Annotated in this window: 25 protein-coding genes; 10 read left to right on the forward strand and 15 right to left on the reverse strand. The window is 71.6% G+C overall.

Going from position 1 to position 26,773, the window contains the following annotated elements:
- The first annotated feature begins 81 nt into the window (after window positions 1-81).
- A complete protein-coding gene (locus tag J8403_RS38730) occupies window positions 82-1,617 on the forward strand; it encodes a DUF6519 domain-containing protein (RefSeq protein WP_211127258.1) in 1,536 nt (511 codons plus the stop codon).
- A 77-nt stretch (window positions 1,618-1,694) separates the two neighbouring features.
- Entirely contained in the window at window positions 1,695-2,567 is an 873-nt protein-coding gene (locus J8403_RS38735; protein ID WP_211127259.1) for a peptidoglycan-binding protein, read from the forward strand.
- 45 nt (window positions 2,568-2,612) lie between these two features.
- On the opposite strand, the gene J8403_RS38740 is transcribed toward J8403_RS38735, so the two are convergent.
- Window positions 2,613-3,242 (reverse strand): TetR/AcrR family transcriptional regulator, encoded by a 630-nt coding sequence (locus J8403_RS38740; protein WP_246586193.1) that lies wholly within the window; start codon window positions 3,240-3,242, stop codon window positions 2,613-2,615.
- 262 nt (window positions 3,243-3,504) lie between these two features.
- On the opposite strand from J8403_RS38740, the gene J8403_RS38745 reads away from it, so the two are divergent.
- The 3 genes from J8403_RS38745 to J8403_RS38755 all read left to right on the forward strand — a co-directional run bounded on the left by J8403_RS38745 (window position 3,505) and on the right by J8403_RS38755 (window position 7,878).
- Entirely contained in the window at window positions 3,505-4,818 is a 1,314-nt protein-coding gene (locus J8403_RS38745; protein WP_211127261.1) for a UDP-glucose dehydrogenase family protein, read from the forward strand.
- 65 nt (window positions 4,819-4,883) lie between these two features.
- Complete coding sequence (locus tag J8403_RS38750) at window positions 4,884-6,098, forward strand: glycosyltransferase (protein WP_211127262.1); 1,215 nt, start codon at window positions 4,884-4,886, stop codon at window positions 6,096-6,098.
- A 163-nt stretch (window positions 6,099-6,261) separates the two neighbouring features.
- Entirely contained in the window at window positions 6,262-7,878 is a 1,617-nt protein-coding gene (locus J8403_RS38755; RefSeq protein ID WP_211127263.1) for an MDR family MFS transporter, read from the forward strand.
- A gap of 75 nt (window positions 7,879-7,953) precedes the next feature.
- Here J8403_RS38755 and J8403_RS38760 read toward each other — a convergent pair whose 3' ends face one another.
- Window positions 7,954-8,670 carry an SDR family oxidoreductase gene (locus tag J8403_RS38760; RefSeq protein ID WP_211127264.1) on the reverse strand — a complete coding sequence of 239 codons (717 nt, stop codon included), beginning with the start codon at window positions 8,668-8,670 and terminating at the stop codon, window positions 7,954-7,956.
- Between the two features lie 71 nt (window positions 8,671-8,741).
- On the opposite strand from J8403_RS38760, the gene J8403_RS38765 reads away from it, so the two are divergent.
- Entirely contained in the window at window positions 8,742-9,554 is an 813-nt protein-coding gene (locus J8403_RS38765) for a helix-turn-helix transcriptional regulator (RefSeq protein ID WP_211127265.1), read from the forward strand.
- A gap of 18 nt (window positions 9,555-9,572) precedes the next feature.
- Here the strand turns inward: J8403_RS38765 and J8403_RS38770 are convergent, their stop codons facing one another.
- From J8403_RS38770 to J8403_RS38795, 6 genes are all read right to left on the reverse strand, one after another.
- Complete coding sequence (locus J8403_RS38770; protein ID WP_211127266.1) at window positions 9,573-9,839, reverse strand: GlsB/YeaQ/YmgE family stress response membrane protein; 267 nt, start codon at window positions 9,837-9,839, stop codon at window positions 9,573-9,575.
- Between the two features lie 117 nt (window positions 9,840-9,956).
- Window positions 9,957-11,483, reverse strand: a complete 1,527-nt coding sequence (locus J8403_RS38775; protein WP_246586194.1) for an LCP family protein — start codon at window positions 11,481-11,483, stop codon at window positions 9,957-9,959.
- An 80-nt stretch (window positions 11,484-11,563) separates the two neighbouring features.
- Window positions 11,564-12,211 (reverse strand): NADPH-dependent F420 reductase, encoded by a 648-nt coding sequence (locus J8403_RS38780; protein ID WP_211127267.1) that lies wholly within the window; start codon window positions 12,209-12,211, stop codon window positions 11,564-11,566.
- 148 nt (window positions 12,212-12,359) lie between these two features.
- Entirely contained in the window at window positions 12,360-13,184 is an 825-nt protein-coding gene (locus tag J8403_RS38785) for an inositol monophosphatase family protein (protein WP_211127268.1), read from the reverse strand.
- Between the two features lie 213 nt (window positions 13,185-13,397).
- Entirely contained in the window at window positions 13,398-14,792 is a 1,395-nt protein-coding gene (gene dctA / locus J8403_RS38790) for a C4-dicarboxylate transporter DctA (protein ID WP_211127269.1), read from the reverse strand.
- The gene (locus J8403_RS38795) at window positions 14,789-15,907 is read right to left on the reverse strand and encodes a PrpF domain-containing protein (protein ID WP_211128649.1); all 1,119 of its coding nucleotides are present in this window, start codon (window positions 15,905-15,907) and stop codon (window positions 14,789-14,791) included. Before J8403_RS38795 ends, dctA begins: the two co-directional genes overlap by 4 nt.
- Before the next feature lie 146 nt (window positions 15,908-16,053).
- Between J8403_RS38795 and J8403_RS38800 the strand changes: the two genes are divergently transcribed.
- A complete protein-coding gene (locus tag J8403_RS38800) occupies window positions 16,054-17,010 on the forward strand; it encodes a LysR family transcriptional regulator (protein WP_211127270.1) in 957 nt (318 codons plus the stop codon).
- Between the two features lie 7 nt (window positions 17,011-17,017).
- Here the strand turns inward: J8403_RS38800 and J8403_RS38805 are convergent, their stop codons facing one another.
- The gene (locus J8403_RS38805) at window positions 17,018-17,980 is read right to left on the reverse strand and encodes an alpha/beta hydrolase fold domain-containing protein (protein WP_211127271.1); all 963 of its coding nucleotides are present in this window, start codon (window positions 17,978-17,980) and stop codon (window positions 17,018-17,020) included.
- A 370-nt stretch (window positions 17,981-18,350) separates the two neighbouring features.
- On the reverse strand, window positions 18,351-19,286 hold the full coding sequence (locus tag J8403_RS38810) for a D-alanyl-D-alanine carboxypeptidase family protein (protein WP_211127272.1): 936 nt from the start codon (window positions 19,284-19,286) through the stop codon (window positions 18,351-18,353).
- A gap of 187 nt (window positions 19,287-19,473) precedes the next feature.
- On the opposite strand from J8403_RS38810, the gene J8403_RS38815 reads away from it, so the two are divergent.
- Window positions 19,474-20,400, forward strand: a complete 927-nt coding sequence (locus J8403_RS38815) for an SDR family oxidoreductase (protein WP_211127273.1) — start codon at window positions 19,474-19,476, stop codon at window positions 20,398-20,400.
- A gap of 48 nt (window positions 20,401-20,448) precedes the next feature.
- Here J8403_RS38815 and J8403_RS38820 read toward each other — a convergent pair whose 3' ends face one another.
- The 3 genes from J8403_RS38820 to J8403_RS38830 form a co-directional block, all read right to left on the reverse strand.
- Window positions 20,449-21,399, reverse strand: coding sequence for a CPBP family glutamic-type intramembrane protease (locus tag J8403_RS38820; RefSeq protein ID WP_211127274.1), 951 nt, complete (start codon window positions 21,397-21,399; stop codon window positions 20,449-20,451).
- 193 nt (window positions 21,400-21,592) lie between these two features.
- Window positions 21,593-21,982, reverse strand: a complete 390-nt coding sequence (locus J8403_RS38825) for a TraR/DksA family transcriptional regulator (RefSeq protein WP_211127275.1) — start codon at window positions 21,980-21,982, stop codon at window positions 21,593-21,595.
- A gap of 202 nt (window positions 21,983-22,184) precedes the next feature.
- Window positions 22,185-23,303 carry an NADH:flavin oxidoreductase gene (locus J8403_RS38830; RefSeq protein WP_211127276.1) on the reverse strand — a complete coding sequence of 373 codons (1,119 nt, stop codon included), beginning with the start codon at window positions 23,301-23,303 and terminating at the stop codon, window positions 22,185-22,187.
- Window positions 23,304-23,431: 128 nt separating this feature from the next.
- Between J8403_RS38830 and J8403_RS38835 the strand changes: the two genes are divergently transcribed.
- Window positions 23,432-23,932 (forward strand): RrF2 family transcriptional regulator, encoded by a 501-nt coding sequence (locus J8403_RS38835; protein ID WP_246586195.1) that lies wholly within the window; start codon window positions 23,432-23,434, stop codon window positions 23,930-23,932.
- A gap of 23 nt (window positions 23,933-23,955) precedes the next feature.
- On the opposite strand, the gene J8403_RS38840 is transcribed toward J8403_RS38835, so the two are convergent.
- Complete coding sequence (locus J8403_RS38840; RefSeq protein ID WP_211127277.1) at window positions 23,956-24,879, reverse strand: LysR family transcriptional regulator; 924 nt, start codon at window positions 24,877-24,879, stop codon at window positions 23,956-23,958.
- A gap of 93 nt (window positions 24,880-24,972) precedes the next feature.
- Here J8403_RS38840 and J8403_RS38845 point away from each other — a divergent pair, with 93 nt between their 5' ends.
- On the forward strand, window positions 24,973-25,719 hold the full coding sequence (locus J8403_RS38845) for a sulfite exporter TauE/SafE family protein (protein ID WP_211128651.1): 747 nt from the start codon (window positions 24,973-24,975) through the stop codon (window positions 25,717-25,719).
- 47 nt (window positions 25,720-25,766) lie between these two features.
- Here the strand turns inward: J8403_RS38845 and bla are convergent, their stop codons facing one another.
- Entirely contained in the window at window positions 25,767-26,726 is a 960-nt protein-coding gene (gene bla, locus J8403_RS38850; RefSeq protein ID WP_211127278.1) for a class A beta-lactamase, read from the reverse strand.
- Between the last annotated feature and the right edge of the window lie 47 nt (window positions 26,727-26,773).

The following is a 26,773-nucleotide window of genomic DNA, read 5'->3' on the forward strand; positions in this document are numbered from 1 at the left end:
TGACACCGACCCCCGGCCCGCTCGTCCGGGCCCCGGCCCGCGCCCGCCCGACTTCCGAACCTTTCGAGGGGGACCCCTTCCATGCACGCCGATCTCTCCCGTCTCACCTTCCGGCCCGACCGGCGCTACTCCGCCGTCGTCGCCCAGCAGGGCCGCGTACAGCTCGACGCCGACGCCAACGAGCAGACCGCGATCCAGCTCCACCAGGCCCGAACGCTGGCCGCCGACCTGATCGGCCGGCACGGCGGCCCGGCCACGGACGCCGGATTCCACATCACCTTCAAGGGCGGCAGCCGCGATCTGGACGACCTGATCATCGAGGGCGGCCGCTACTACGTCGACGGCATCCTGTGCGACGCGACCCGGCCGCTGCCCGGTGTGCCGGTCGACGACGAGGCGACGGACGGGGCCACCGGCAAGGAGGGCGAGGCCGACGCGCCCGAGCCGGAGGAGCCGTCCGCCACCTGGACCTACTGGGACCAGCCCGACGCCTACCGGGACCCGGAGCGACCCGGGGACCGGCTGCCGGAGCAGCGGCCGTTCCTGGTCTGCCTCAAGGTGTGGGAGCGGTCGGTCACCGCGGCCGAGGACCCGGCGCTGCGCGAGGTGGCCCTCGGCTCGGCCATGCCGGACACCGCGGCGCGGGTCAAGGTGGTCTGGCAGGTGCTGCCGCTGGAGGGCTCGGCCCTGGAGCTGGAGAGCCCGGAAGGGGCGAGCAAGGAGCAGGTCGGCAAGGCGTTCGAGGCGTGGGCGCGGAAGGCGTCGGCGCCCGGGTCCCGTCTTGCGGCCCGCGGCGAGCGGCCGGAACACGCGGATGAGGACCCCTGCCTGGTGCGGCCGGACGCCCGCTACCGGGGCCCGGAGAACCAGCTGTACCGGGTGGAGATCCACGACGGCGGTACGGCGAAGGAGGCGACCTTCAAATGGTCCCGGGAGAACGGCTCGGTGGTCTTCCCGGTCGACGAACTCGACGGCACCTGGGTGGAGTTGGCGTCACTGGGCGGCGACGACAAGCTGGATCTGGGCGTCGGGGACCTGGTGGAGTTCGTGGACACCGCCTACACCAGCCGGGGTGAACCGCTGCCGCTGCTGCGGGTGGAGGAGGTCGACCTGCCGGGGCGGCGGGTGCGGCTGTCCGGTGAGCCGGAGCCGGGCGTCGGACGCCGCCCGGAGCTGCGGCCGTTCCTGCGCCGCTGGGACCACCGGGAGAGCGCCCGGCGCCCGCGCAAGGGCGCGGCCGCGCGGCTGAAGCGCGGTGCGCTCAAGGTCGAGGAGGGCCGCTGGCTCCCGCTGGAGGACGGCGTCGAGGTGTACTTCGCCCCCGACGGCGCCTACCGCTCCGGGGACCACTGGCTGATCCCGGCCCGCACCGCCACCGGCACCGTGGAGTGGCCGGTGAACGCGGCCCGCACCCCGCTGTTCCAGGCCCCGGCCGGGATCCAGGTGCACTACGCCCCGCTGGCCTGGGTGACGGCCGAACAGGCGGAGCTGGATCTGCGGATGGTGTTCGGGCCGCTGGCCACGCCCGCCCCGGCCGCGGACGCGCAGGCGCTCGCGGCGGAGGCCGAGGCGGATGCCGAGACCAGGGCCGGGAAGGACGCCGAACCGGAAACATAGGCCCGGTCCGGAGCCCATTGAGTTCCGTGACCGTGGCATCCGTACATCACCATGCCGAACCCCTAAGGAGCACATCCATGGCCACGCCGCTCACCGCCGACCGTCTGCTCAAGGCGCTTCGCGACGAGGGACTGGAAGTCCATGAGTACCGCGACTGGCGCACTCACAACCGCAACTCCAAGGGGCCCTGGGGCCCGGTCAACGGGGTGATGATCCACCACACCGTCACCCAGGGCACCGACTCCTCCGTGGAGCTGTGCTACGAGGGACATTCCGCACTGCCGGGGCCGCTGTGCCACGGTGTCATCGACAAGGCGGGCGTGGTCCACATGGTCGGCCACGGCCGCGCCAACCACGCGGGGCTCGGCGACAGCGACGTGCTCAGAGCCGTCGTCGACGAATCCGCGCTGCCGCCCGACAACGAGGCGGACACCGACGGCAACCGCCACTTCTACGGCTTCGAGTGCATCAACCTCGGCGATGGCGAGGACCCGTGGCCTGAGGCGCAGAAGCTGGCGATCGAGAAGGTGTCCGCGGCCATCTGCCGCGCCCACGGCTGGACCCAGCGGTCGGTGATCGGCCATCTGGAGTGGCAGCCGGGCAAGATCGACCCGCGTGGCTTCACGATGGACTCCATGCGCGGCCGCATCGCCAAGCGGCTCGGCGCCAAGCCGGACGGCCCGGCGCCCAAGCCACCGGCTCAGTATGAGCCGTTCCCGGGCGCCGACTTCTTCCGTTCCGGCCGGGTAAGCAAGATCATCACGGCAATGGGCAAGCGGCTGGTGGCCGAGGGCTGCGGACGCTACGAGGAGGGCCCGAGCCCCGACTGGACCGAGGCGGACCGCAAGTCCTACGCGGCCTGGCAGCGCAAACTGGGCTACTCCGGCGATGACGCCGACGGCGTCCCCGGCAAGACCAGCTGGGACAAGCTGCGCGTGCCGAACGTCTAGCCGCGGCGCGGGTTTCCCCTGCCCCGGGGGCGGAGCGAGGAGAGGTCAGCCCTCCTCGCTTCCGCCCCCGGGGCAGCCCGAGTCCAGCAGCGGATCGATACCCGCCCGCAGGAACCGCAGCAGGGTCTCGTCCGGCGTGGCGGCCAGCGCCGGTGAGCGGATCGCGAGCCGCAGCAGGGTGATGCCCATCAGCCACGCGGCCAGCAACTCGGCCCGCAGCTCGGCGTCCTCGCCCTCCAGGCGCCGCGCGAACCCCTGCGAGAACACCTCGGCGACCTCCTCGCGCAGCCGCCCCACGGTCTCCTCCCGGTTGGAGGAGCGGAGCTTGGTCAGCAGCGGATGCGGGGCCTCTTCCTCGGTGGGCCCCATCGAGACCACATCGCAGATCCACGCCGACACCTCGTCCAGCGGCAGATGGCGCAGCGGTTCGAACAGGCCGGTGCTGGTCGACACGGCGTCGAACAGCGCCTGCTTTGAGCCGAAATAGCGGTAGACCAGGGCAGCGTCCACCCCCGCGTCCTTGGCGATGTCGCGCACGCTGCAGCGGTCGTAGCCGTACCTGGCGAAACGCAGCGCGGCGGCCCCCAGCAGTGCGCTGCGCGTGCCCGCCGCGTCGTATCTGCGGGCGCGCGGGGGGAGATCGTCGCACCCTCGCGGGTCGCTTGCCCGGTTCACTTGTCGTACCTCCGCCTGGACCGTGCCGTACATGCTGCCGGTTCAGCCTCGCATGTCCAGAAGTCATCCACCGTTGTCATCACTTGTTGACCAAGATCGGGGTCAACGCGTTATGTTTTGTCAACGCGTGGTGACTTTGGTCTCCGGTTCGCGGTCCCGGCCGGACGAGGGTGTCCGGCCCGCTCGTCTGCTACCGGGCGACCGCCGGACCGGCCCTTGCCACGTGCCCGCATCTGACCCCCAGCAGAAGTGGTGAACCCCTGTGCAGATACGACGCGTCGCCGTGGTGGGCACCGGATACGTCGGACTGACCACCGGCGCCTGTCTGGCCACCCTCGGCCATCGAGTGGTGTGCGCGGACACCGACCGCCACAAGGTCGAGCGGCTCCGGCGGGGCGAGGTGGACATCCTCGAGCCCCGCCTGCCCGAACTCGTCCGCGAGGGACTGGACTCCGGCCGGCTGGAGTTCGTCCGGGACACCCGGGCCGCGGTCGCCGGCGCCGATGTGGTGTTCCTGTGCCTGCCGACCCCGATGGGCGTCGGCGGCGCCGCCGACCTGGCCGCCGTCGAGGCCGTGGCGGACCAGATCCGTGACGAACTGCCGCACGGCAGCGTGGTGGTCAACAAGTCCACCGTGCCCGTCGGCACCGCCGAGCGCGTCGCCGCGCTGCTGAACCGTCCGGACGTGGCCGTGGTGAGCAACCCGGAGTTCCTCCGCGAGGGTTACGCGGTGCGCGACTTCCTCCACCCCGACCGCATCGTGGTCGGCGCCGCGGACCAGGACGCGGCGCGGCGGGTGGCCGGCCTGTACGCCGGGCTGGACGCCCCGCTGGTGCTCACCGACGCCGCGGGCGCCGAACTCGCCAAGTACGCGGCCAACTTCTTCCTGGCCATGAAGCTCTCCTTCGCCAACAACCTCGCCACCCTGTGCGAGCACTTCGGCGCCGATGTGGACGATGTGCTCGCGGGCATCGGCCACGACCCCCGTATCGGCTCGGCGTTCCTGCGGCCGGGCCCCGGCTGGGGCGGCTCCTGCCTGCCCAAGGACACCCACGCCCTGCTGACCGTCTGCCAGGAGTCGGGCGTGGACTTCCCGCTGCTGGGCGCCACCATCGAGACCAACGTCGAGCACCAGCGGCGGCTCGTCGAGCGCGTGGTGGCCGGGTGCACACCGGGCGACGGCTCACTGCGCGGCGTACGGCTGGCCGTGCTGGGCCTGGCCTTCAAGGCGGGCACCTCCGACCTGCGCGACTCACCGGCCCTGGCCATCGCCCGGCTGCTCAAGGAGCGGGGCGCCGAGCTCCACGCCTACGACCCCGCCCTCCGCGAGACCCGCCCCGACCTCAGCGATCTGCTCACCCTCGCGGACACCCCCGAGGAGGCCCTGAGGGGAGCGCGCGCCTGTCTTGTGCTCACCGAGTGGCCGGAGTTCCGCGACCTCGACTGGGAGCACATCGCCGGACTGCTCGGCTCCCCGCACGTCTACGACTTCCGCAATCTGCTCGACCCGGACCGGCTCCGCCGCGCCGGGCTGACCTGCGAGGGCATCGGCCGCACGCTCGCGATGGCCGGCTGACCGCCCCACCACCCCCTCTCGCCGTACGAGACCCTTCCCACAGAAAGGCCCCTGCGTTGCGGGTCATGTTCACCACGCTCGGCAGCCCCTCCCACGGACGGGCCCAGCTACCCCTCGCCCGGTCCCTCGCGGCCGCCGGCCATGAGGTGCTGGTCGTCACCACCCCGGCCCTCGCCTTCGTCTTCGAGCGGGAGGAGGTGCGGGTGACCAGCGCCATCGGCGACTTCAGCCCGTCCGTCTTCCTCGGCACCGTACTGGCCGAAGAGAACGCCCAGGGCGGTCCGCCGGAGAGGGACGGCGAGCCACCGCTGGCGCGCATACTGCGCCTCATGACCAAGGCCATCTCCGGCCCCATGGCCACGATGCTGCTGGACACCCTGCTCCCCGTGGCACACGACTTCCGCCCCGACCTCATCCTGCGCGACGGCATGGACCTCGCCTCCTGCGTGATCGCCGAAGCGCTCGGCATACCCCAGCTGCCCACCCCCTCCGGGGCCTCCAACACCTTCGACCCGGCCGGAATCCTGCCGGGCCTCAACGCCCTGCGGAAACGACAGGGGCTGTCCACCGCCGAGGACCCGCTGTCGCTCATCCCGCACGGGCGCATCGACTACGTGCCACCGGCCTTCTCCTTCGCCCGGCATCTGCCGGCCTCCTGGTCCTACCGGCAGACGGTGGACGTGGACCGCGGCGCCGTGCTGCCGCGCTGGGTGGCCGACCTGCCCACCGACCGGCCCCTGATATTCGCCGCCATCGGCACCGCGATCCCCATGTTCCACGGCAAGAGCGACGCGGACGTCCCCGCGTCGCCCATGCCGTTGCCGGATCCGGTGGACACCCTGCGCGCCATGATCCAGGGGCTGTCGCGGCTGGAGGAGTGCACCGTCGTCCTCGCCACCGCCGGTCTCCCCGTGGACACCGACGGGGTGCCGCCGCATGTGCACATCACCGAACGGCTGCCACAGCCCCTGCTGCTGGAATCCGTGGACCTCTTCCTCACCCACGGCGGCTTCAACAGCATCCGCGAATCGCTGCGCACGGCCACGCCGATGGCGGTGCTGCCCCAGTTCGGCGATCAGCCCGGCAACGCACAGCGGGTCGAGGAACTCGGCCTCGGCCGGCACATCACCGACCCCACGCCGGACGGCATCACCACCGTCTGCCGTGAGCTGCTGGCCGACGACGACTGCCACGCCAAGGCCCGCCGGGCGCGGCTGGAGATGCTGGCGCTGCCGGAGATCGACAGTGCCGTCGCCGACCTGGAGAAGATCGCCGGATAACACCCGGCTCCCGGAGCCCGGGCCCCCGCGCCCGGGCTCCGCCCTTCCCCGGTTCCCGGCCCTCCGCTCTTCCCCGGCCTCCGGTGTCGACTCCCCGCTCCGGGCTTGGAGCCCCGGCTTTCCCCGGCCCCCCACGCGCGGCAGAGAAGGTTCGCAGGTACGTATGTCCTCCTCATCCACCACCACCGAGCCCACCGAGCCCCAGAGCCCCGGCCGGCTGACCCACCGCCAGGTCGTCACCGTGCTGTCCGGGCTGATGCTCGGCATGTTCCTCGCCGCGCTCGACCAGACCGTGGTCTCCTCGGCGCTGCGCACCATCGCCGACGATCTGCACGGCCTCACCGCCCAGGCGTGGGTGACCACCGCCTATCTCGTCACCGGCACCATCGTCACCCCGCTGTACGGGAAGCTCTCGGACATCTACGGCCGCCGGCCGGTCTATCTCACCGCGATCGTGCTGTTCACCTTCGGGTCGCTGCTGTGCGGTTTCGCCACGTCCATCCACCAGCTCGCGGCCTTCCGGGCGGTCCAGGGCCTCGGCGGTGGCGGACTGATGTCCCTCGCCATGACGATCATCGCCGACATCACCTCACCACGCGAGCGCGGCCGCTACCAGGGCTACATCACGGCGGTGTTCGCCGGTTCCAGCGTCGTCGGCCCGCTGGTGGGCGGGGTGTTCGCCGGGCGCGCCACCCTGCTCGGGCTCGACGGCTGGCGCTGGATCTTCCTGGTGAACATACCGCTGGCGGCCCTCGCCATCGTGGTGATCCTGCGTGTGCTGCACGTGCCCCACCAGCCCGTACGGCACCGCCTGGACTACGGCGGGGCGCTGACGCTGGCGGTCGGGATCGTGCCCCTGCTCATCGTCGCCGAACAGGGGCGGAGCTGGGGCTGGGGCTCTCCCCGGGCGCTGGTGATGTACGCGGTGGGAGTGGTCGGTCTGGTCTCCTTCGTGCTCCTGGAGCGGCGGATGGCGGACGCCGCGCTGCTGCCGGTCAAGCTGTTCCGCATCCGCGCGTTCCGGCTGGGCACCGTGCTGCACTTCACCGTGGGCATCACCATGTTCGGCGCCATGACCACGCTTCCGCTGTATCTGCAGCTGGCCAAGGGCATGAGCCCGATGAAGGCGGGCCTGGCCACGCTGCCCACCATGGCCGCGAATGTGACCGTGACCCTCGTGGTGGGCCGGCTGATGTCACGGACGGGCCGGTTCAAGGTCCATCTGGTGGGCGGTGTCGGCTCCCTCACCGTCGCCATGCTGGTGTTCGCCACGCTGAGGGACGACAGCCCGCTGTGGTACGTCGCCATCGGCATGGTGTTCATGGGGGCGGGCCTGGGCGCCGCGATGCAGACGATCACCACGCTCGCCCAGTCCGAGGTGCCCGGGCGGGACATGGGGGCGGCCACCGCGTCGGTGAACTTCTTCCGCTCCAACGGCGGCACGGTGGGCGCCGCCGCCTTCCTGTCCATCCTCTTCTCCCTGGCCGGTTCGCGGATCAGCGAGCGCCTGACCGTGGCCTCCCAGGACGCCTCGTTCCGGCGGCTCGCCGGGGACCCGGCGAACGCGGAGGCACTGAAGGGCGTGCTGCGGCCCGACGGCGGGGTGAACCTGGAGGACTCGGCCTTCCTCCGCCACCTCGATCCGGGCGTGGCGCAGCCGTTCCTGGAGGGCTATGTCAGCGCCCTGCGGGTGGTGTTCCTCACCGGGGCCGCGGTGGGCCTGATCGCCTTCGTGATCGCCGCCTGGCGGGTGCCGAACACCCAGCTCTCCGCCGACTGACCCGGTCGGCGGGAGCGGGCGGACACCGCGGCGACGGGCGGGAGCCGCCACCGTACGGCCCGTGCGAACCGGGGCCTACCAGGGCGCCGGAGTGCCGTCCCAGGAGAAGAACCCGCCGGTGGGCCCGGTGTCCGGCAGGAGGGCGAGCCGGACCGCGCCCGCCGCCGCCTCGGCCGGGTCCCCGTCGCTCTCGGCGGCGCGGGCGTTCAGATCGGTCCTGCGCAGCCCCGGGGCCAGTGCGTTGACCTTGAAGCCTTCGGGGGCCAGGGCCTGTGCGGTGTAGAGGGTCAGGGCGTTCAGGGCCGTCTTGGAGGAGCGATAGGCCGCGCCCGTTCCGGCGGAGAAGGCGAACTGATGCTCCGGGTCCGAGCTCCAGGTCAGCGAACCGGTACCGCTGGAAACATTCACGATCCGGGGCGCGGGAGAGCGGCGCAGGGCCGGAAGGAAGGCGTTGGTGACGGCGAGAACACCGAAGACGTTGGTCTCGTACGTCCGGCGGAAGCTATCGAGATCCGCCTCGGGCGCCGTGGCGCCGTCCACCATGATCCCGGCGTTGTTGACCAGGATGTCCAGCCGGTCCAGCCGCGTGGCGGCCGAGGCGATGCTTTCGGGGTCGGTCACGTCGAGCACCATCAGCCGGGCGCCGCCGCCGATCTCCTCGACGGCCCGGCGCCCCCGCTCGGCGTCCCGCGAGCCCACGTACACGGTGAGCCCCTCGGCTCCCAGCTGACGTGCGATGTCCTTGCCGATGCCCTTGTTGGCACCGGTGACCAGTGCTGTGCGATCGTTCATGACATCAAGGGTTCCCCGGCCACGGCCACCCTGCCAGGGACAACCTGTACCAGGCAGCCGAAGGAGGCAGCATGGCGAGGCACGAACTGGCCCGCTTCCTGCGGGACCGCCGCGAGGGGCTGCGCCCCCAGGACATCGGTCTGCCCGCCGACCCGCACCGCCGTACGCCGGGTCTGCGGCGGGAGGAGGTGGCGGAGCTGGCCCATATGTCGGTCGACTACTACACCCGCCTGGAACAGGCCCGGGGCCCGCGGCCCTCGCCGCGCATCCTGGACGGGCTGGCGGGGGCGCTGCGGCTTACGCCCGCCGAGCGCAGCCATCTGTTCCGGCTCGCGGGGACGAGCGCGCCCCCGGGTGTGCGAGCGGTGCGGCGGGTCCGCCCGCATATCGCCCAGATGCTGCGGCGGCTGCCCGACACCGGGGCGATCGTCACCGACGCGGCCTATGACGTGGTCGCCTGGAACCCGCTGGCGCAGGCCCTGCTCGGCGACGACCTCGGCCGGCACGGCAACCTAGCCCGCCGTCGTTTCCTGGCCCGGGGCCACGCGTACGAGAGCTCCAGCGCCGAGCAGTTCGGCCACATCGTGGTCGCACGGCTGCGCCGGGCCGCCGACCGCTACCCCCATGACACGGCGCTCACCGCGCTGCTGGGCGAACTGCGCACCGGCAGCGAGGAGTTCCGGCAGATCTGGGACGAGCGTCCGGTCCACGCTCCCGGCCACCGGACCAAGACCATCGACCACCCCACGGCCGGGACGCTCAATCTGAACTGCGACGTCCTGCTGGTACCCGAGGACGACCAGGAGGTGGTCCTGATCACGGCCGACCCCGGGTCGCCCTCCGCCCGTACGATCCGCCGGCTCGCGGGCGCGACGGCGTCCTGAGGCGTGGCCCGCGCGCCGTCAGTTCCGTGAATTGCCGAACAGCAGGCGATACAGCACGAGGAGAACGAACGCGCCGCCGATCGCCGCGCCCCAGGTGGCGGGGTCGAAGAACTCCTTCTGCACCTCCCGGTCGAAGAACTGCGCGGAGATCCAGCCGCCCACGAAGGCCCCCGCGATGCCGATGATCGTGGTGCCGACCAGCCCGCCCGGGTCACGCCCGGGGAGAAGGATCTTGGCGATGACTCCGGCCAGCAGGCCGAGGATGATCCAGCTCACGATGCCCACGTTGTCGTCCCCTTCGATGTGCTCTGGTGCGGTTGTGCCGTGCCGGGGTGAGCGGCTTGATCTCCGGATGCCCGGGGGAGCGGGCGCCATGCCTGAACAGTGCGTGAAGAACGCCGGTCAGCCGTAGGACAGATTGGAACAGGGGTCGTCGTCGGCGGAGCGGGCGTCCTCGGCCACCTTCGAGGGCAGCGCGGACGGTGTGGAGGACGTGGAGGCGCCGGGAGAGGGCGCGGTGAGGTAGGTCTGTCCCAGAGTGAGGCTGATGCCCGCGGTGGTGGCGGGCCGCAGTCCGGCGCCGGGGAAGAGCCGGGCCACGGTCCGGGCCTTGTCCCGCTCGCCCGGGCCGTAGCCGATCACGGTGGTGGCGTGGTCCTGGCTGTCGGCGTTCGTGGCGCCGGCCACGGTGAAGCCATGTGTCCTGAGGGTGTCCGCGGCGCGTGCGGCGAGCCCCGGGGTGGTGGTGCCGTTGTACACGGTGACGCTGATGCCCGCGCCCGCCACGGTGGACGTGGCGCTCGGGGTGCCGTTCGGAGTGGCGGAGGCCCGCTGCCCGTCCTTCTTCCCACCGGCCGCCTTCCCGTCGATGGTGCGGTCGGCCCTGATGTCGGCCCACAGCGCATCGGCGTCGGGCTGGACGATGGCCACGCGTTCGCCCTGGTAGCGCCAGGGGATGGTGAGGAACTTGGTGTTGTGCAGATCGATGTCCTTCAGCGACATGGCGAAGGACATCAGCTTCTTGGCCGACCCGAGCCCGGGGTCCACGGTCATGGACTTGGTGGCCGCGTCCGCCAGCGGATACAGCGTGGTCGGGTCGAACCCCTGGCCCTTCACCTTCTTGAGCAGGCTGGAGATGAACGCCTGCTGCCGCTGTATGCGCCCGATGTCGGAGCCGTCGCCGATGCCGTGGCGGATGCGGACGTAGTCCAGCGCCTTCTGTCCGGAGACCGTCTGCACCCCCTTGCTGAAGATGCGCTTGCCGCGGGTCCCGCGATTGGGGCTCAGATCGCGTTCATAGACGTCCTGGGGCACACACACCCGCACCCCGCCGACCGCGGAGGTCATCCGCGCGAAGCCCTCGAAGTCGATGACCATGGTGTGGTCCATGCGCAGCCCGGTCAGCTTCTCGACGGTGTTCTGCGTGCAGGCCGGGTTGCCCTGCGCGGTCTCGCCCACGGAGAACGCCGAGTTGAACATGGTGTTCCGCTGCGTTCTGGTCCATTTGCCGTCGGGCAGCCGGCACGGCGGGATGTCGACCAGGGTGTCGCGGGGTATCGACACCCCCACGGCGTGCTTGCCATCGGAGTAGACATGCAGCAGGAGGGCGGTGTCCGAACGGCCCACGTCTCCGGTGCCGCCGCCCAGCTTGCTGTTCTCGCCCGACCGGGTGTCCGATCCGATGACCAGCACGTTCTGGCCGGCGGCATTGCCCTCGGGCCGATCGTCCGAGAGACCGTCCGCCCCGAAGGTGGTGATGTTGCCGTTCAGCTTGAAGTAGACCCAGCCCACCCCGCCGCCGAGCAGCACCAGGAACGACACCACGACCAGCAGAGCGATCCGCAGCGGGCGGCGCCCCTTGCGCTGCCCGCCCGGGTCGGCCGACCCCGTGGTGGGACTCCCCGTCGTCTCCCCGTCTCTGCCTGTCATGCGCGTCCTTCGTCCGGCGGCTGTTCGAAGGAGAAGACGAACGATGTTGGCTTGAGGTTCTGCGGATGGTGCGCGGAGGTTCAGCGGGCCAGGGAGACGGCGAACGGCCGGAGTCCGTGGCGGCGCAGCACATGGGGCACGAGCAGGACGAGGGCTTCGGTCGCGCGGGCGGTGCTGATGTCGCCGAGGTCCTCGATCCACTCGGGCTTCCAGCCGAGGTCGGCGAGGAGGTCCGCGGTGAGGGCCTTGGCGTCCGCGTCGTCCCCGGAGAGGTAGGCGGTGGGCGGGGTGGACAGCACGGCGGGGGCGGTCATGACCGGGAAGAGCATGGTGTTGAGGGTCTTGACCACCCGGGTCGCGGGCAGCGCCCGCTGAAGCCGCTCGGCCAGGCTGCCGCCGGGGTAGCACAGGTCGGAGGGAAGCCCGTCGGAGGTGTGCCGGGTGGCGTTGGAGACATCGATGAGGATCTTGCCCGCCAACTCGGTGTGCAGGGCGGAGAGGCGTTCCAGGGCGGTGTCACCCGGGGTGGCGTTGATGACGATGTCGGTGGTGGCGGCGGTGGTGCGCTGGTCGGCGCGGTGGATCGCCGGTATGGCGGTGTTGGTCTCGTCGGTGGCCTCCTGGGGCGGCTGCCGGTGGCCGAGGGTGATCTGGTGGCCGGCGGTGGCGAGGGCGTGGGCGAGACCGCCTCCGACGCGTCCGGTGCCGAGGATGCCGATGCTGGTCATGCGGGTGTGCTCCTTGCGAGAGTGCGGGTGGTCAGACGGTGCGCGGCAGGACCTGCCGGGCGCGGGTGGTCAGACGGTGCGTAACAAGTGACCTGCCGGGCGCGGGGGTCAGGCGATGCCTGACACGTGACCTGCCGGGTGCGGGTCGTCAGGCGCGGGGCGACAGGACGGCGACGGCCGCGGCGTGGATACCGGGGGCGGTGGCCAGGAAGTCACGGCCGGTCAGGTCCCATGGATCGCCCTGAGTGTCGGTGACCGTGCCCCCGGCCTCGGCGACCAGCAGGGCCCCGGCCACCAGACCCGAGCGCACATCGGAGAACTGCCAGAACGCGTCCATACGGCCGGCGGCGACCTGGATCAGCTGCAGGGTGGCGGGCACCGAGACCCGGACGACCAGGCCGTGGATCAGCATCTGGGTGACCGAGGCGCCGATCCGATGGAACGTGCGCTCGTCCTCCCCGGGCCGGGCCTGACCCGTGCCGACCAGGGCCGCACCCAGGTCCGTCTTGGCCGACACCCGCAGCGGCGCCCCGTTCAGCTGGGCGCCGTGACCGGCCACCGCGGTGTACCAGTCGCCGGTCAGCGGAAGGTGGACGACGGTGAGGACCGGGTGGTTGTCGCGGACGAGGGTGGCGGTCACGGCCCAGTCGTCCATGCCGTGCACATGGTTGATATTGCCCTCGGCCGGGTCGACGATCCACCACTCGCCCGGAGGCAGCGCACCGCCTTCCAACTCGTCCTCGGCCCAGTGCGCGCCGGGCCTCGCGGCCATCAGTGGCGCCTTCAGGACGTCGAGTACGGCGTCGTCATTGGCGTGGATCTCCGTGACGATCTCGTCGAGGGACACCCCGCGGGCCTGGGGGGTGTGACGCTTCCGCAGCAGTTCGCCGGCGGTGCGCACGGCTTCGGTGACCCGGTTGAGCAAGGTGGCGTCGAGGCCGGTGTCGGGGGTGGTGCCGGTGGAAGTGGACATGAGGTGCTCCCGCGAGTGGTGAAGAGAGGGGAGGCTTGGCGCGCGCTTCGCCGTCTGCGCCTCGACGGTAGGCAACCTCATCGATGAACGGCAATTGCACATCCGGCACTGCTGGTGTTACCCGCGTGCAAGGGAAGGTGGCGGGTCGACGAGCACACGCCCGGGCCGAAGCGGATGCTTCCGGCCCGGGCGGATCGCCACGTGGCGGCGGGGTCAGCCGATGGCGGGTACGGGTTCGCGGGACGGTCCCGCCGGCTCCTTGGGAACGAGGTCGGTGGCGGCCGTGTCGTCGGGGTTGAAGGGCAGGTCACCACGGAGCACCGCCCGGGCCCGGGCCTCGTCCAGCTGCCCCTCCCAGCGAGCCACGGCCAAGGTGGCGACACCATTGCCGACCAGGCTGGTCAGGGCCCGCGCCTCGGACATGAAGCGGTCGATGCCGAAGATCAGCGCGAGGGCTGCCACGGGGACATGGGGGACGGCGCTGAGCGTGGCGGCCAGGGCGACGAACCCCGAACCGGTCACCCCCGCCGCGCCCTTGGAGGTGAGCAGCATGACGGCGAGCATGGTCAGCTGCTGGGTGAGGCTGAGGTCCACCCCCACGGCCTGGGCGAGGAAGACCGACCCCATGGTGAGGTAGATGGCGGTCCCGTCGAGGTTGAAGGAGTATCCGGCGGGAAGCGTGATGCCCACGACCGGCTTCGAGGCGCCCGCGTGCTCCAGCTTGGCCATCATGCGCGGCAGCACCGGTTCGGTGGACGAGGTGCCGAGCACGATCAGCAGCTCCTCCTTGATGTAGCGGAGGAACGGCAGCAGACGCAGGCCGCCCAGGCGCATGACCGTGCCGAGGACCACCAGGACGAAGAAGAGGGCGGTCAGCCAGAACGAGCCGACCAGCAGGGCCAGATGGCGCAGGGTGCCCAGGCCGTAGTTGCCGATGGTGAAGGCCATGGAGCCGAAGGCGCCGATGGGGGCCAACCGCATGATCCAGCGGATGAGCCGGAACAGCACCGTGGAAAGCTTCTCGATGCTCGTGGCGATGCTCGCCCCGGGCTCGCCACTGGCCTGCAGACCGAAGCCGAACAGGACCGCCACGAGCAGCACCGGCAGGATCTCGCCGCCCGTCAGCGCGCTGACGAGGGTGTCCGGGATGGTGCTGAGAACGAAGTCCGCGAAGCTCTCATGGGCCTGGGTCGCCTCCGCCGGGAGGCTGTCGCTGCTCAGGGTGGAGACATCGACGTGCAGTCCGCTGCCGGGCCGGACGACGTTGACCACGACCAGGCCGATGACCAGAGCGATGGTGGTCAGGATCTCGAAGTAGACCAGGGCCTTGAGGCTCACCCGGCCGACCGTCCGGCGGTCGCTCATGGAGGCGATGCCATGGACGACCGTACAGAAGATGATCGGCGCGATCATCATCTTCACCACCGCGACGAAACCGTCTCCCAGCGGTTTCAGATCGGCTCCGAAGGAGGGCCACAGCGAACCGACGACGACCCCTGCGAGGACCGCGAGCAGGCACTGGACATAGAGGCGGGACAGCAGCAGGCGGATGCGGCCGCGCCGGTCGGGCGCGGCGACGGTGCCCGGGGCGGCGACGTTGCGGCTCATACGGGGCGTCCTTCCGGGACGGGAACGAGGAGTTCGGCTCGGGCGATGCGCCGGGCGGCGCGGTGCAGGAGCACCGTGGGGGACGCGCCGTCCGGTGCGGGGACGGCTCGGGCGGTGATGACGCCCGCGGGGGTGCCCAGGCGCAGCGTGCCGTCGGCGGTCTGCCGGGTGACGCGGTGGGCGAGGGTGCCGGGGGTCGCGGCGGCCGTCGCCAGGGCGACGGCGGAGGTGAGGCCGATCGCCGGATGCGCGGCGTGCATGGAGACCATGCGCACGGCCACGTCGTACTGGTCCTGAGTGACCGGACGGCCGTGAGTGGTGCGATATGTTACGGGGTCGCCGACGACACCGACCTTGGGCACCGCGTGACTGACCGGGGCGTCCTCGCGGACCAGCCCCATCGCGAGCGCCGCCCGGCGGCGCAGCACGGTGAGCGCGGGCACCACGGTGGCGAACGCGGTCAGGGACGCGGAGCCGTCGAGGCCGAACGCCTTGGCGTCGAAGAGCGCGGCGGGAGCGCCGGCGTCGACGAGCGAGGCTTCGACGGGGCCGTCCGGTCCGGTCAGGGTGTCCAGGGGGCGGCCGGTGGGCAGCGCACGGCCAGTGGTCGAACCCGCGGGGTCCTGGAACCCCAGCAGGACCGGCACCCCGAGCGCGTCGGTGCCGGGCACCGCGGCGGTGCCCTCGTCGGGCGCGGTCAGGCCGGGGGTGGGGATGGCGCCGGTGAGACGGGCCCCGGTGTTCACGTTGAGCATGCGGACCGTGGTGGTGTCCGAGGTGATCGGCACCAGACCGCGGTGGACGGCGTACAGCGCGACCGCGGTAGCGCAGTTGCCGCAGTTGCTGGTCCACTCCACCCGCTCGTCGCCGATGCCGACCTGCGCGAAGGCGTAGGTGACATCCACGCCCGCTTCGGCCGAAGTCCGGACGATCGCGGCCTTGGAGGTGGTGGAGGAGGCGCCGCCCACCCCGTCGATCTGGCGGGGGTCGGCCGCGTTGAAGGCGGCGAGCAGCAGGGTGTCGGCGTCCACTCCGGTGGCCACCACATCGTGGTGGTCGAAGATCCAGCACTTGCTGGTTCCCCCGCGGATCATCTCGCCCTGCAGACGCAACACAACCGGCTCCCCATGGACATGGAACAGACACCCCGCCGACAGCTCATCCGTGGGCGGTGGCATCTACGGTGTGTTACCGCAGCGTGAAGTACAATCTCGAAAATCTGCAGGGGTATTAAGCAGGACTGAACGCTGGAGGCGATGCCGTGCTGGACGTCCGGCGCATGCTGCTCTTCGCCGAGGTGGCCCGGCGCGGTTCGGTGACGGCCACCGCCCGCGCCCTGAACTACACGCCGTCAGCGGTGTCGCAGCAGATCAGCCGACTGGAGACGGAGGCGGGCCAGCCGCTGCTGGAGCGCCACGCACGGGGTGTCACCCTCACCGACGCCGGGCGTGCCCTGGCCGACCGGGGGGAGCGGATCGCCCGCGAGCTGAAGGCCGCGGAGAGTGAGCTCGCCGACTTCGCGGGGCTCCGGGCGGGCACCCTGCGCATCGGCACCTTCCCCACCGTCGGCGCCTCGCTGCTGCCGCCCGCGGTCATCGCCTTCCGCGACACCCATCCCGACGTACGGCTGAGCGTGCGCAGCGCCCGCATCGCGGGCCTGTGGTCGATGCTCGAGAACCGGGAGATCGAGATGTCGCTGATGTGGGACTATGACTGGTGCCGCATCGACCGCGAGGATGTCGACATCACCCCGCTCCTGGACGATCCGCCGGCCCTCCTGGTCGGCGATCGCCACCCGCTGGCCTCCCGTACCGACGCCACCCTCGCCGATCTCACCGGCGATCCATGGATCACCCGTGCCGACCGCCACCCGGTGGCGGAGGCCCTGGTCCGCAGTTGCCGGGCGGTCGGCTTCGAACCACAGATCGCCTACGCGGCGCACGACTACCAGGAGGCGCAGGCCATGGTGGCCGCCGGTCTGGGCGTGGCGCTGGCACCGACCCTTGCCCTGGAGGGCATTCGCCCGGGCGTCAGCGTACTGCCTCTGCGGCCGCCCGCGCCGGTGCGCCGGATCCTGCTTGTGCGGATGGCCGACCATGCCCTCACCCCTGCCGCCGGGGCGTTCATCGGCTCGCTGCGCGAGAGCGCCGCGGCCCGGCGGACCGACGCCATCGACGCAGGCGGGCGAGCGGTGCCGGATCCCCGCTCCGGCTCATGACGGGCTCTCAGAGCGCGGAGATCACCCGCCTGCGGTCCTCCATGGCCCGGCGGGCGAGCCGGGAAGCGGGGGCGAGGCGGTCGTACTCGTGGATGGCCCCGCTGTGGACATGCAGTTCGGTGGAGACATCGGCCTCGGCGAGCCGCTGTGTGTAGGTGACGGCCTCGGCGCGGAAGATGTCGAGCTCTCCGACCTCGACATAGGCGGGTGCCAGGCCCGCGACGGTGGCGACGCGCGCGGGCGCCGCCTCCGGCGGGACCGCGTCGGTGCCGAAGGCGGTGCCCAGCAGGGCGTGCCAGCCGGTCCAGTTGTCGTCCCAGGTCCAGGCGACATACGGGGTCAGCCGTGGATCCGGGGTGAGAGTGCGGTCGTCCAGCATCGGATACAGCAGCACCTGGCGAGCGAGGGGAACTCCGCGGTCCCGGGCGAGGATCGCGGTGCCCGCGGCGAGCCCGCCCCCGGCGCTGTCGCCCATGACGGCGATGCGGCGGGGGTCGACCCCCAGCTCGGCCGCCTGGCCGTCCAACCAGGTCAGCGCGGCGAACACGTCCTCGACGGGTCCGGTGCCGGTGGCCGCGTCGGGGGCCAGGCGGTAGTCGACGGACAGGAACGGCACCCCGGTGGCCTGGACGTATCCGGCGACGACGGAGTCGTAGAGGTCGACGCTGCCGGCGATCATCCCTCCGCCATGGGCGTAGACGACCGCGGAACCCGGCGCGGAGTCGGCCTTCTCGTACCAGCGGACGAGGATCTCCGCCCCGTCCGCGGACCGCACCTTGTGCGAGTCAGCCTTCACCAGGGGAAAGCCGGAAGGATAGGCCGGGAGCAGGGAGGCCAGCCACCGCATCGAGGCCGTGCCCCTGGCGCGCAGGGTCCGCCAGTCGTCGCGTGCGGGCGGGGGAGTGGGGCCACTCTGCTCGGCGAGGGCCTGCAGCACCGCGGCGAGCTCAGGGTCGAGGGTGAAGGCCATGGTCGACTCCGTTCGAGGACGGCGGGTGGCTACCCCAACTGTCCTCAAGGGCCGCTGAGTTGCGCTTGAGAGCCGGTACAGAAACTTGGCGGCGGCCGCGGAAGCCCCAGTGTGGCCGCGGAGTCCGGGGCGGCCGGGGAAAGCCGGCATGGCGCGGCAGGAGCCCCCGGGGCGGGCGCCCCTTCCCTTCGGGGTGCCCGCCCCTGACCCTCGGCTCTCCCGACCAGCGCCTTCCCCGCGTCCGCTCCCGTACTCCAGGGAAACCCCAGGGTGCGGCGAAACCCGCGGGCGCGGGTGCCCACGCACCGGTGCCCCGGCCGGAACGAGTCCGGCCGGGGCACCGTGCTGTCGCCTTCGCGGGGCTTGTGGATCAGTCCCGCTGGGCGCCCTTGGGAAGCTGGCGCCACTTCACCTCGGTGGTGGTGTCGTACGTCCAGTCGAGCATCTTCTTCGCGTCCGGGTAGCGGTCCGCGTCGTTGAGCACGACTCCCACGACCTCCTTGTCACCGCGCTTGGCGGCGAACACCAGACAGGGTCCGGCGGGGGTGGTGGTCCCGGTCTTGACGCCGATGGCGCCCTGGTACGAGCCCAGCAACTGGTTGGTGTTGTCCCAGGAGTAGTACCGAGTGTGACCGTTGGCCGCCGGTGCCTCCTGCTTGGTGGACACCGACTTGACGACCGTGTCGAACGTGGCGTTGTCCATGGCGCGGCGGGTCAGCTGCGCCAGGTCACGGGGCGTCGAGTAGTTGTCGCTGTCGGCCGAGACACCGTCGAACGAGTCGTAGTTGGTGTTGGCCAGCCCCAGGTCCTTCGCCTTCGCGTTCATCTTGGAGATGAAGGACTTGGTGCGCTCGGCGGTGGTGTCGCCGGTGCCGAAGGTGTCGGCCAGCGCCATCGCCGCGTCACAGCCGGACGGCAGCATCAGCGCGTACAGCAACTGGTTGACGGTGAGCTTGTCACCGGTCTGCAGGTCCGCCGTGCTGGCGCCCGCCTTGGTGACATAGTCGCGGTATTCCTGCTTGACGGTGACCTGCTTGTTGAGGTCCAGACCTCGGGTCTCGAGCACCACGAGGGCAGTCATGATCTTGGTGGTGCTCGCCATCGGACGCTTGGTGTTGGCGTCCTTGGCCATCAGCTCCTTGTTGGAACCGGTGTCGAGCAGGTAGGCGCCCTGGGCGCTGACCTCCGGTGGCGGCTCGGCCGAAGCCTGGGCCATCGCCACCGGAACCGCGATCGCTACGGCCACCGTGGACGCGACCGCCGCGACTCTCCAGCGGGGGGTCACGATTCCACGACGTTTATGCATTCGCCCTCCGTTTCGATTGTTGAAGATTGGGCGACCGCATCGTCTCACCGGGCGAAACGCGCCTGCGCTTCGGGGTATCGGCCAGGCGATGGCATCGGGGAGACAACTACTCGCCGGGCCAGCACGGTTGGTCCGCCACGGCCGCGCGGTCCGGTGTGTGCGCTCCTCGGTCTGCGACACTCATCGGGTGAGCCGGACACTCGATCACGAGGCACTGCGTGGACGTGTCGCCGTCGTCGCCGGGGCGACCCGCGGCGCCGGGCGCGGGATCGCGGCCGCGCTGGGCGAGGCCGGCGCCACCGTCATCTGCACCGGGCGCAGCAGCGTGTCGGGCAGGGGCGGGTCGGACTACGACCGGCCCGAGACGATCGAGGAGACGGCCGAGCTCGTCACGCGGCTCGGTGGCACCGGCATCGCCATCCGCACCGACCATCTCGACTCCGCGCAGGTCGGGCGGCTGGCCCGGCGCATCCGCCACGATCACGGCGGCATCGACGTCCTGGTCAACGACATCTGGGGCGCCGAGCGGCTCAAGGGCGGGCCCGCCGACTGGAACACCCCGATCTGGGAACACAGCCTGGAGGACGGGCTGCGCATTCTCCGGCTCGGTCTCGACACCCACCTGATCACCTCGCACCACCTGCTGCCGCTGCTGATCGGCAAGCCGGGTGGTCTGCTCGTCGAGATGACCGACGGCACCGCCGCGTACAACGCCGACCGGTATCGCATCTCGGTCTTCTACGACCTGGTGAAGACCGCGGTGAACCGGCTGGCCTTCTCCCAGGGCCACGAACTGGCGCCGTACGGGGCGACGGCGGTGGCCATCACACCGGGCTGGCTGCGCTCGGAGATGATGCTCGACGCCTACGGAGTCGGCGAGGACAACTGGCGTGACGCCTTGCTGCCGGACAGGGGCGAGGGCCGCCCGACCGCTCCCGGAGGCTTCGCGTCCTCCGAGTCCCCGCGCTATGTCGGCCGCGCCGTCGCCGCGCTGGCCGCCGACCCCGACCGGGCCAGGTGGAACCAGCGGTCGGTGAGCTCCGCCGAGCTCGCCGGGGAGTACGGATTCACCGACACCGACGGGTCGCGGCCCGACAGCTGGACCGCGACCTGACAGCTGGCCGGCTACCTGACAGAGATCCCGTCAGCGCTGATCAACGCGTCACGCGTATGGCGCCGGGTGTTCGGGCCGCTCCGCCACCGCCAGGGGAGGCTCGGCGCCACGCCGTCGCGCGGCCCGTCGGCACACCGCGAAACCGGCGGTGGCCAGCAGCAGATAGGCGGGGACGAGCAGCACCGCGTCCGGTGTCGTCTGCTCGGTGTGCCAGCCCGCGCCGCGCCGGTCGCCCTCCAGCACGATCCGGTTGACGGTCAGGAAGGTCAGATGGGTGCCGATGGCGGCCCACAGCGGAGCCCGGCTCACGGCCGTCCGGGCCGCCACGAGCGTCAGTCCGAACACGGTCAGGAGGATCAGGTAGTCGGCGGGATTCTGCCCGTCCGGGGCGAACCCGATCGGTTCCGGATCGCCGTCGGCCAGCTGCGCGGTCGCGGCCCCGACCACCGTCGAGGCCCCCGGCACCAGCAGGAACACCGCCGTCGTACCGAGGGCCGACACGGCAGCGCCGAACCGGGTGCGCAATGAGGTCCAGGCGTAGCCGCGCAGGGTCGTCTCCTCCGGCAGGGCTTCGAGCAGGAGGGCGACCACCCCGTTCGAGAGGAGGAACCCGGCGAGGGCGGCGGGCTCGATACGCGACCAGCGCAGCATGCCCGCGGCGGTGCCCGCGCCGAGGACGACGGCGGCCGCGGCCGCCGTCACCCCCACTCCGGTCAGCAGCGCACGCAGGCTCGCGCCCGCCCCGCCGAACCCGAGCCACGCCGGGGACCGGCGCCCCCGGCGTAGGAGGAGGAGTACGAGTGGCACGGCCAGCGCGGTGACCAGCGCGCCCGGGAGCACCCGGGCCGCGAAGCCGGTGAGCCCGAGGGCGTCGGCGGCGACCGGACCCAGGGCCGTGCCGACGCCGAGTGCCGTGGCCATCACCAGACCACCGGTCAGCGCCCGGAGCAGGGCGGCGGCGGTCGAGGGGGCGGGCGTACCGGTGTGCGGCTCGGTCATGGGGAGGTCCTCCGGAAGGCGGGGTGACTTCCGCCATCCTCACGTCCCACATCGCCACGAAGGTCGTAGCCACTGATGAAACCGCCCATACATCCTTCGGCGTACCGCGCGTCCGTGGTCTGAGCCATCGGCCGGGGCGGGCCACCCACGAAGCCGGCCCTCTGCAGGCCGGAGCCGCTCGGCGTCGCGCCGGTCAGCGGGGCCGGGCGGTAGCGCAGCGTACGCAGGTGTCCGCCGCCGGGCGTACCTCCAGGCGCTCCGCCGGGATCGGCTCGCCGCACACCGCGCACAGTCCGTAGTCGTCGCGGTCCAGCCGCCGCAGCGCCTCGTCCAGGGCGGTCAGATGATCGCGTGCCTGGGCCAGCAAGGCGGCGACATGGGCCCGCTCGAAGGCGGTGCTCGACCCCTCGGGGTCGTGCTCGTCATCGACCGCCACCAGGGCGTTCGACGCGACGATCCCCTCGAATTCGCGGTTCAGGGCCGCGATCTGCTCCCTGGTGCCGACCTGCTCGGCCACCAGCTGTTCACGGATGGACGCGCGCTCGGCCGGAGACAGAGCGCCATGACGGGATGAATCGCTCATGCCGTCATAACCTCGGCGCCCCCGTCCGCATTCCGGTTCGCACCGGAAGCCTTGACGTCCGCCCACCCCGGCCCGGCCCGAGCGAGGTGGTCGTGAAATGTTAAACTACCTCTACACCCCGTGCTCGGCGCCGACCGGATTCCCCCCCCCGTGCCGGTCGGCGCCGATTCCCCCCGCCGCGGCATCCGAGCGGGCGCTCGGCTCAGTGCAGGGACGCCACCGAGTCCTTACTGAACGGAATGAGCTCGCTCATCCGGTCGTTCAGGACCTTCTCGGCCCACTGGGGGTCGGCGAGCAGTGCGCGGCCGACCGCCACGAGGTCGAACTCGTCCCGCTCCAGACGGTCGAGGAGCCGCTCGATGGTGTCCACGGCAGCGTTCGCACCGGAGAGGGAGCCCGGCTGGAAGACGGTGTCCAGGCCGACCGAGCCGACGGTGATGACCGGCTTACCGGTGACCTTCTTCGCCCATCCGGCGATGTTCAGCTCCGACCCCGTGTCCGGGAACTCGGCCTGCCAGTGGCGGCGTCCGGACGCGTGGAACGCGTCGACCCCGGCCTCCGCCAGCGGGGTGAGCACGGCTTCCAGTTCCTTGGGGCTCTCGGCGAGCCGGGCCTCGTAGTTCTCGGACTTCCACTGGGAGAACCGCAGCACGACGGGGAAGTCGGGCGCGACCTGTTCGCGGATGGCGGCCACCAGGTCGGCGGCGAACGTGGTACGCGAGGCCAGGTCGCCGCCGTAGCCGTCGGTGCGCCGGTTGGTGCGCTCCCAGAGGAACTGGTCGATGAGATAGCCGTGCGCGCCGTGCAGTTCCACGCCGTCGAAACCGATCCGCTCGGCCTCCCGCGCGGCCTTCGCGAAGGCGCCGATGACATCGTCGATGTCGGCGAGGGTCATCGTCTCGCCCGCTCCGGCCGTGCCGTCCAGCGCGACCCCGGACGGCCCCACGGACGGGGCGTCGGGGAACGGCGGCGCCCCTGCGGGCCGCTGTATGCCCACGTGCCAGAGCTGGGGCATGATCGCGCCACCGTGGGTGTGCACGGCGTCGACGACCTTCTGCCATCCGGCGAGTTGCGCCTCGCCGTGGAACCGGGGGACGCCGTCGAGGAAGCCGGCGGACCGGTGGTCGACGGTGGTGCCCTCGGTGATGATCAGGCCGGTCCCCGCGGCGACCCGGCGCGCGTAGTAGGCGGCGACATCCTCACCGGGAACGCCGTCGGGGGAGTGTCCGCGGGTCATGGGTGCCATGACGATCCGGTTCGGCAGCTTGGCCGAACCCAGTGCGAACGGGCGGGACAGTGCCGTGGCCGCGCGGGTGTTCACCGTGTCGCTCTCCAGTCGTGTCGCTCCGGGGTGGCTTCCCCCGGAGGGCCAAAAGTGTGAATCTGAAAGGTACAGTTTTGATCGCGTAAACTGCAACTGCATCGATTGCACTTTAGGGGAACGGCGAAATGGCACCGTCGAGTAGGCTGTGCCACGATCTGCGCGCGGAGGTGGAGACCTTGTTGGACATCCGGTTCTCCCGTGCGCTGCAGCTGATGCTCCTCCTCGCGGTCGCCGCCGACGACGACTCCGGACCGCTGAGCTCCGCCGAGTTGGCCCGCATGCTGAACACCAACCCGAGTCTGGTCCGCAAGCTCCTCGTCCCGCTGACGGAGGAGGGGCTGGTCGTCTGCGTCAAGGGCCGCACCGGTGGGGCCAGGCTGGGGCGGCCGACCGACCGGATCACCCTGGCGGAGATCTACCGCTGCGCCGTCGGCGACAAGCCCCTGTGGGCCTGCTCGCCCGGGGTGGAGCCGGTGTGCCAGGTGACCGCACACGCCGGTGAGTACTTCGCCACGCTCACCGCGGAGGCCGAGGAAGCGGTGCTCGAATCGCTGGGCGACCGCACACTCGCGGACAGTGTGCTGGAACTGCGCCGTCTCGATACGGGACGCGCGCGACAGCGCTGATTCGGCTCCTACGAGCCCCGCGTTCACATCGCCGGAACGCCCGTGCCCCCTTCCGGCCCGGACACGGCCGCCCGGCGCAGGTGCTCGGCGAGCGCCGCGGTGGCGGTGGACGAGGTCCGGGCCTTCTCGCCCCAGGCCAGCAGATGGGTGCGGCGTGACCAGGGATCCTGGAGCTCGCACACATCGAGTGGCCGGCCGGGGGCGATGGCGCGGCGCGGCACGACCGCGAGTCCCACACCGGCGGCCGCGAGGGAGACAAGAGTGGGCAGGTGGGCGACGGTGGTGCGGTAGCGCACCGCCGGAGCGTGCGGACCCAGGTGTTTCTCGATCGAGCGCCGCAGCGAGGAGCCGGCGTCGAGCCCCACGAGCGGGTGCTCGGCGATCTCGCTGTAGGCCACCGCGGCGCGCCCCGCGAGGATCCCGCCGGACTGGCCGATCACCACCAGGGAGTCATCGCAGAGGGGTTCCATGGCGAGACCGCAGTCGCGCGCCTCGGTGTCGAGAACGACGCCCAGATCCGCCTCGCCGTCGGCGAGCAGCCGCACGGTGCGTGGGGTGCGGCTCTCGGACGCCGTCACATCGACGTCCGGGTGTGCGCGGAGGAACGAGACCAGGGCCCGCGGCACGAGGTGATGCATCGCGGAGCCGCCGCCCAGCAGGGTCAGTGGCGCGGTCGGCGGCCGGGCGTAGCTCGCCACGGCGCTTTCGAGGCGCGCCGTCCGGTCGAGCACATCCCGGGCGTGGCGGGCCAGCGCCGTCCCCGCCGGGGTGGGGCGCACCCCCCGCCTGCCACGGATCAGCAGGGCCACGCCCGCGTGGTGCTCGAGCGAGCGCACCCTGGCGCTGGCCGACGGGAGGCTCAGATGCATCCGGCGGGCGCCCGCCGTGATCGAGCCCTCCGCCACGATGTGGAGAAAGAGCCGCAGGTCGTCCAGGTCATAACGCACCCTGTCGAGCCTATGGCACAGCCTTGCGCAGGCTCTGTGGATCACGCATTGTGCGCCCACGGGCCGTGGGGCGATGCTCGGCGGGTGTCGGAGATGGTGATTGTTCTGCTGGCGGGCGTGGTCGCCGGGGCGTTGAACGCCGTCGGCGGCACGTTCGTGGCGCTCCCCGCCCTGGTCGCGGCCGGTCTGTCCCCCGTGACCGCGAACGCGTCCTCGACCGTGGCCCTCGTACCCGGAACCGTGGCGAGCGCGTGGGTGTACCGGCGCGATCTCGCCCCGGTCGGGGGCACGTCCACGCGGGCGCTGACCGTGGTCAGTGCGATCGGCGGCGGGCTGGGTGCCGGTCTGCTGCTGACGCTGCCCGCGGTGTCGTTCGACGCCGCGCTGCCCTGGCTGCTCGCCTTCGCCACGGTGATCCTCGCCTTCGGGCGCCACGTCTCCCGTGTGCTGAGCGACGCGAAGGGCCATGCGGTCGGCATGAGCCCCCGGGCCGTCCTGATCGGCCAGTTCCTCCTCGCCCTGTACGGCGGCTACTTCGGCGGTGCCGTGGGCATCATGATGCTGGCCGTGTGGAGCATCGGCCTCGGCCTCGACACCTCGGCCGGCAACCCGATGCGGGTCGCCCAGCTCACGGCCATCTACCTCAGCGCGACCGGGCTGTTCCTCATCGCCTCCGACGCGCTGAGCGCACCGTCCGTGCTCATCACCATGCTGGTCGGCGCGGTGGCCGGCGGGGTGGCCGGGGCGCACATCGCCCGTCGTCTCCCCGCCTGGCTGCTGCGCGGCGTCGTTCTGACGACCGCCGTCACCATGACCGTCCTGTACTTCCTCCGGGGCTGAGCGGGCGGCTCATCCCCGCGGAGGAGCGGATGGGCAGGGGAGGGGTGCTACGAAAGCCGGCCGGCCACGACCCGCGCCGCGTCCGCGATCAGCTTGTCGTCGGACGTGGCGTCCTTGTCACCGCGGTTCGACATGATCGCCATGACGATGGGAGCGGAGTCGGGCGGCCACACCACCGCGATGTCATTGCGGCCACCGTAGTAGCTGCCGCTTCCTGTCTTGTCGCCGACCTGCCAGTCCTTGGGCACCCCGGCCCTGATGAGCGCGTCCCCGGTGGTGTTGGTCCGCAGCCACTTCGTGAGCTGTGCGCGCTCTCCGTCGCCGAGGACATCGCCGAGCACGAACGCGCGCAGATCCTTGGCCATCGCCCGCGGAGTGCTCGTGTCCCGGGTGGAACCGGGGACCCAGCGACTCAACTCCGGCTCGCGGCGCTCCATCCGGATGACGTCGTCGCCCATCTTCTCGAGCGTGGCGTCGAGGCCCCTGGGCCCGCCGAGCTGGTCGAAGAGCAGGTTGGCCGCCGTGTTGTCGCTGTAGCGGACGGCGGCGTCACACAGCGCGCCCAGGCTCATCCCGGTGTCGACGCGCTTCTCGGTCACGGGGGAGTTGTCGACGAGAACGTCCCTGGAGTACCTGATCACCCGGTCCAGCCCGCCCAGTTCGACCTTCCGCAGCACGGCACCGGCCTCCAGCGCCTTGAACGTGGAGGCGTAGCCGAACCGCTCGCCGTCGCGATAGGCCACCTCGTGTCCGGTGCCGGTGTCGATGGCGTAGACACCCAGCCGCGCGTCGTAGGAGTGCTCCAGCTTCTTGAACTCGACGGTGGACGACGCCGTGTCCTTGCCCGCCTTCGCCGCCAGATCGGTGGACGCGGACGGCGAGCCCGACGCACTCGACGACCCCGACGAGTCCGAGGATCCGTCCTGGCCGCAGGCCGTCAGCGGGACGAGAAGCGTGAGCGCGGTGAGCGCGCCGAGGGCGGTGTGCCGGGCACGGGGGAATCGCATGATCCTGACCTCCGGTTGGGCCCCCGTCACGCAGGGGGCACAGGGGA

Origin of the sequence: Streptomyces yatensis (genome assembly GCF_018069625.1) — a bacterium.
Lineage (GTDB): Bacteria > Actinomycetota > Actinomycetes > Streptomycetales > Streptomycetaceae > Streptomyces > Streptomyces yatensis.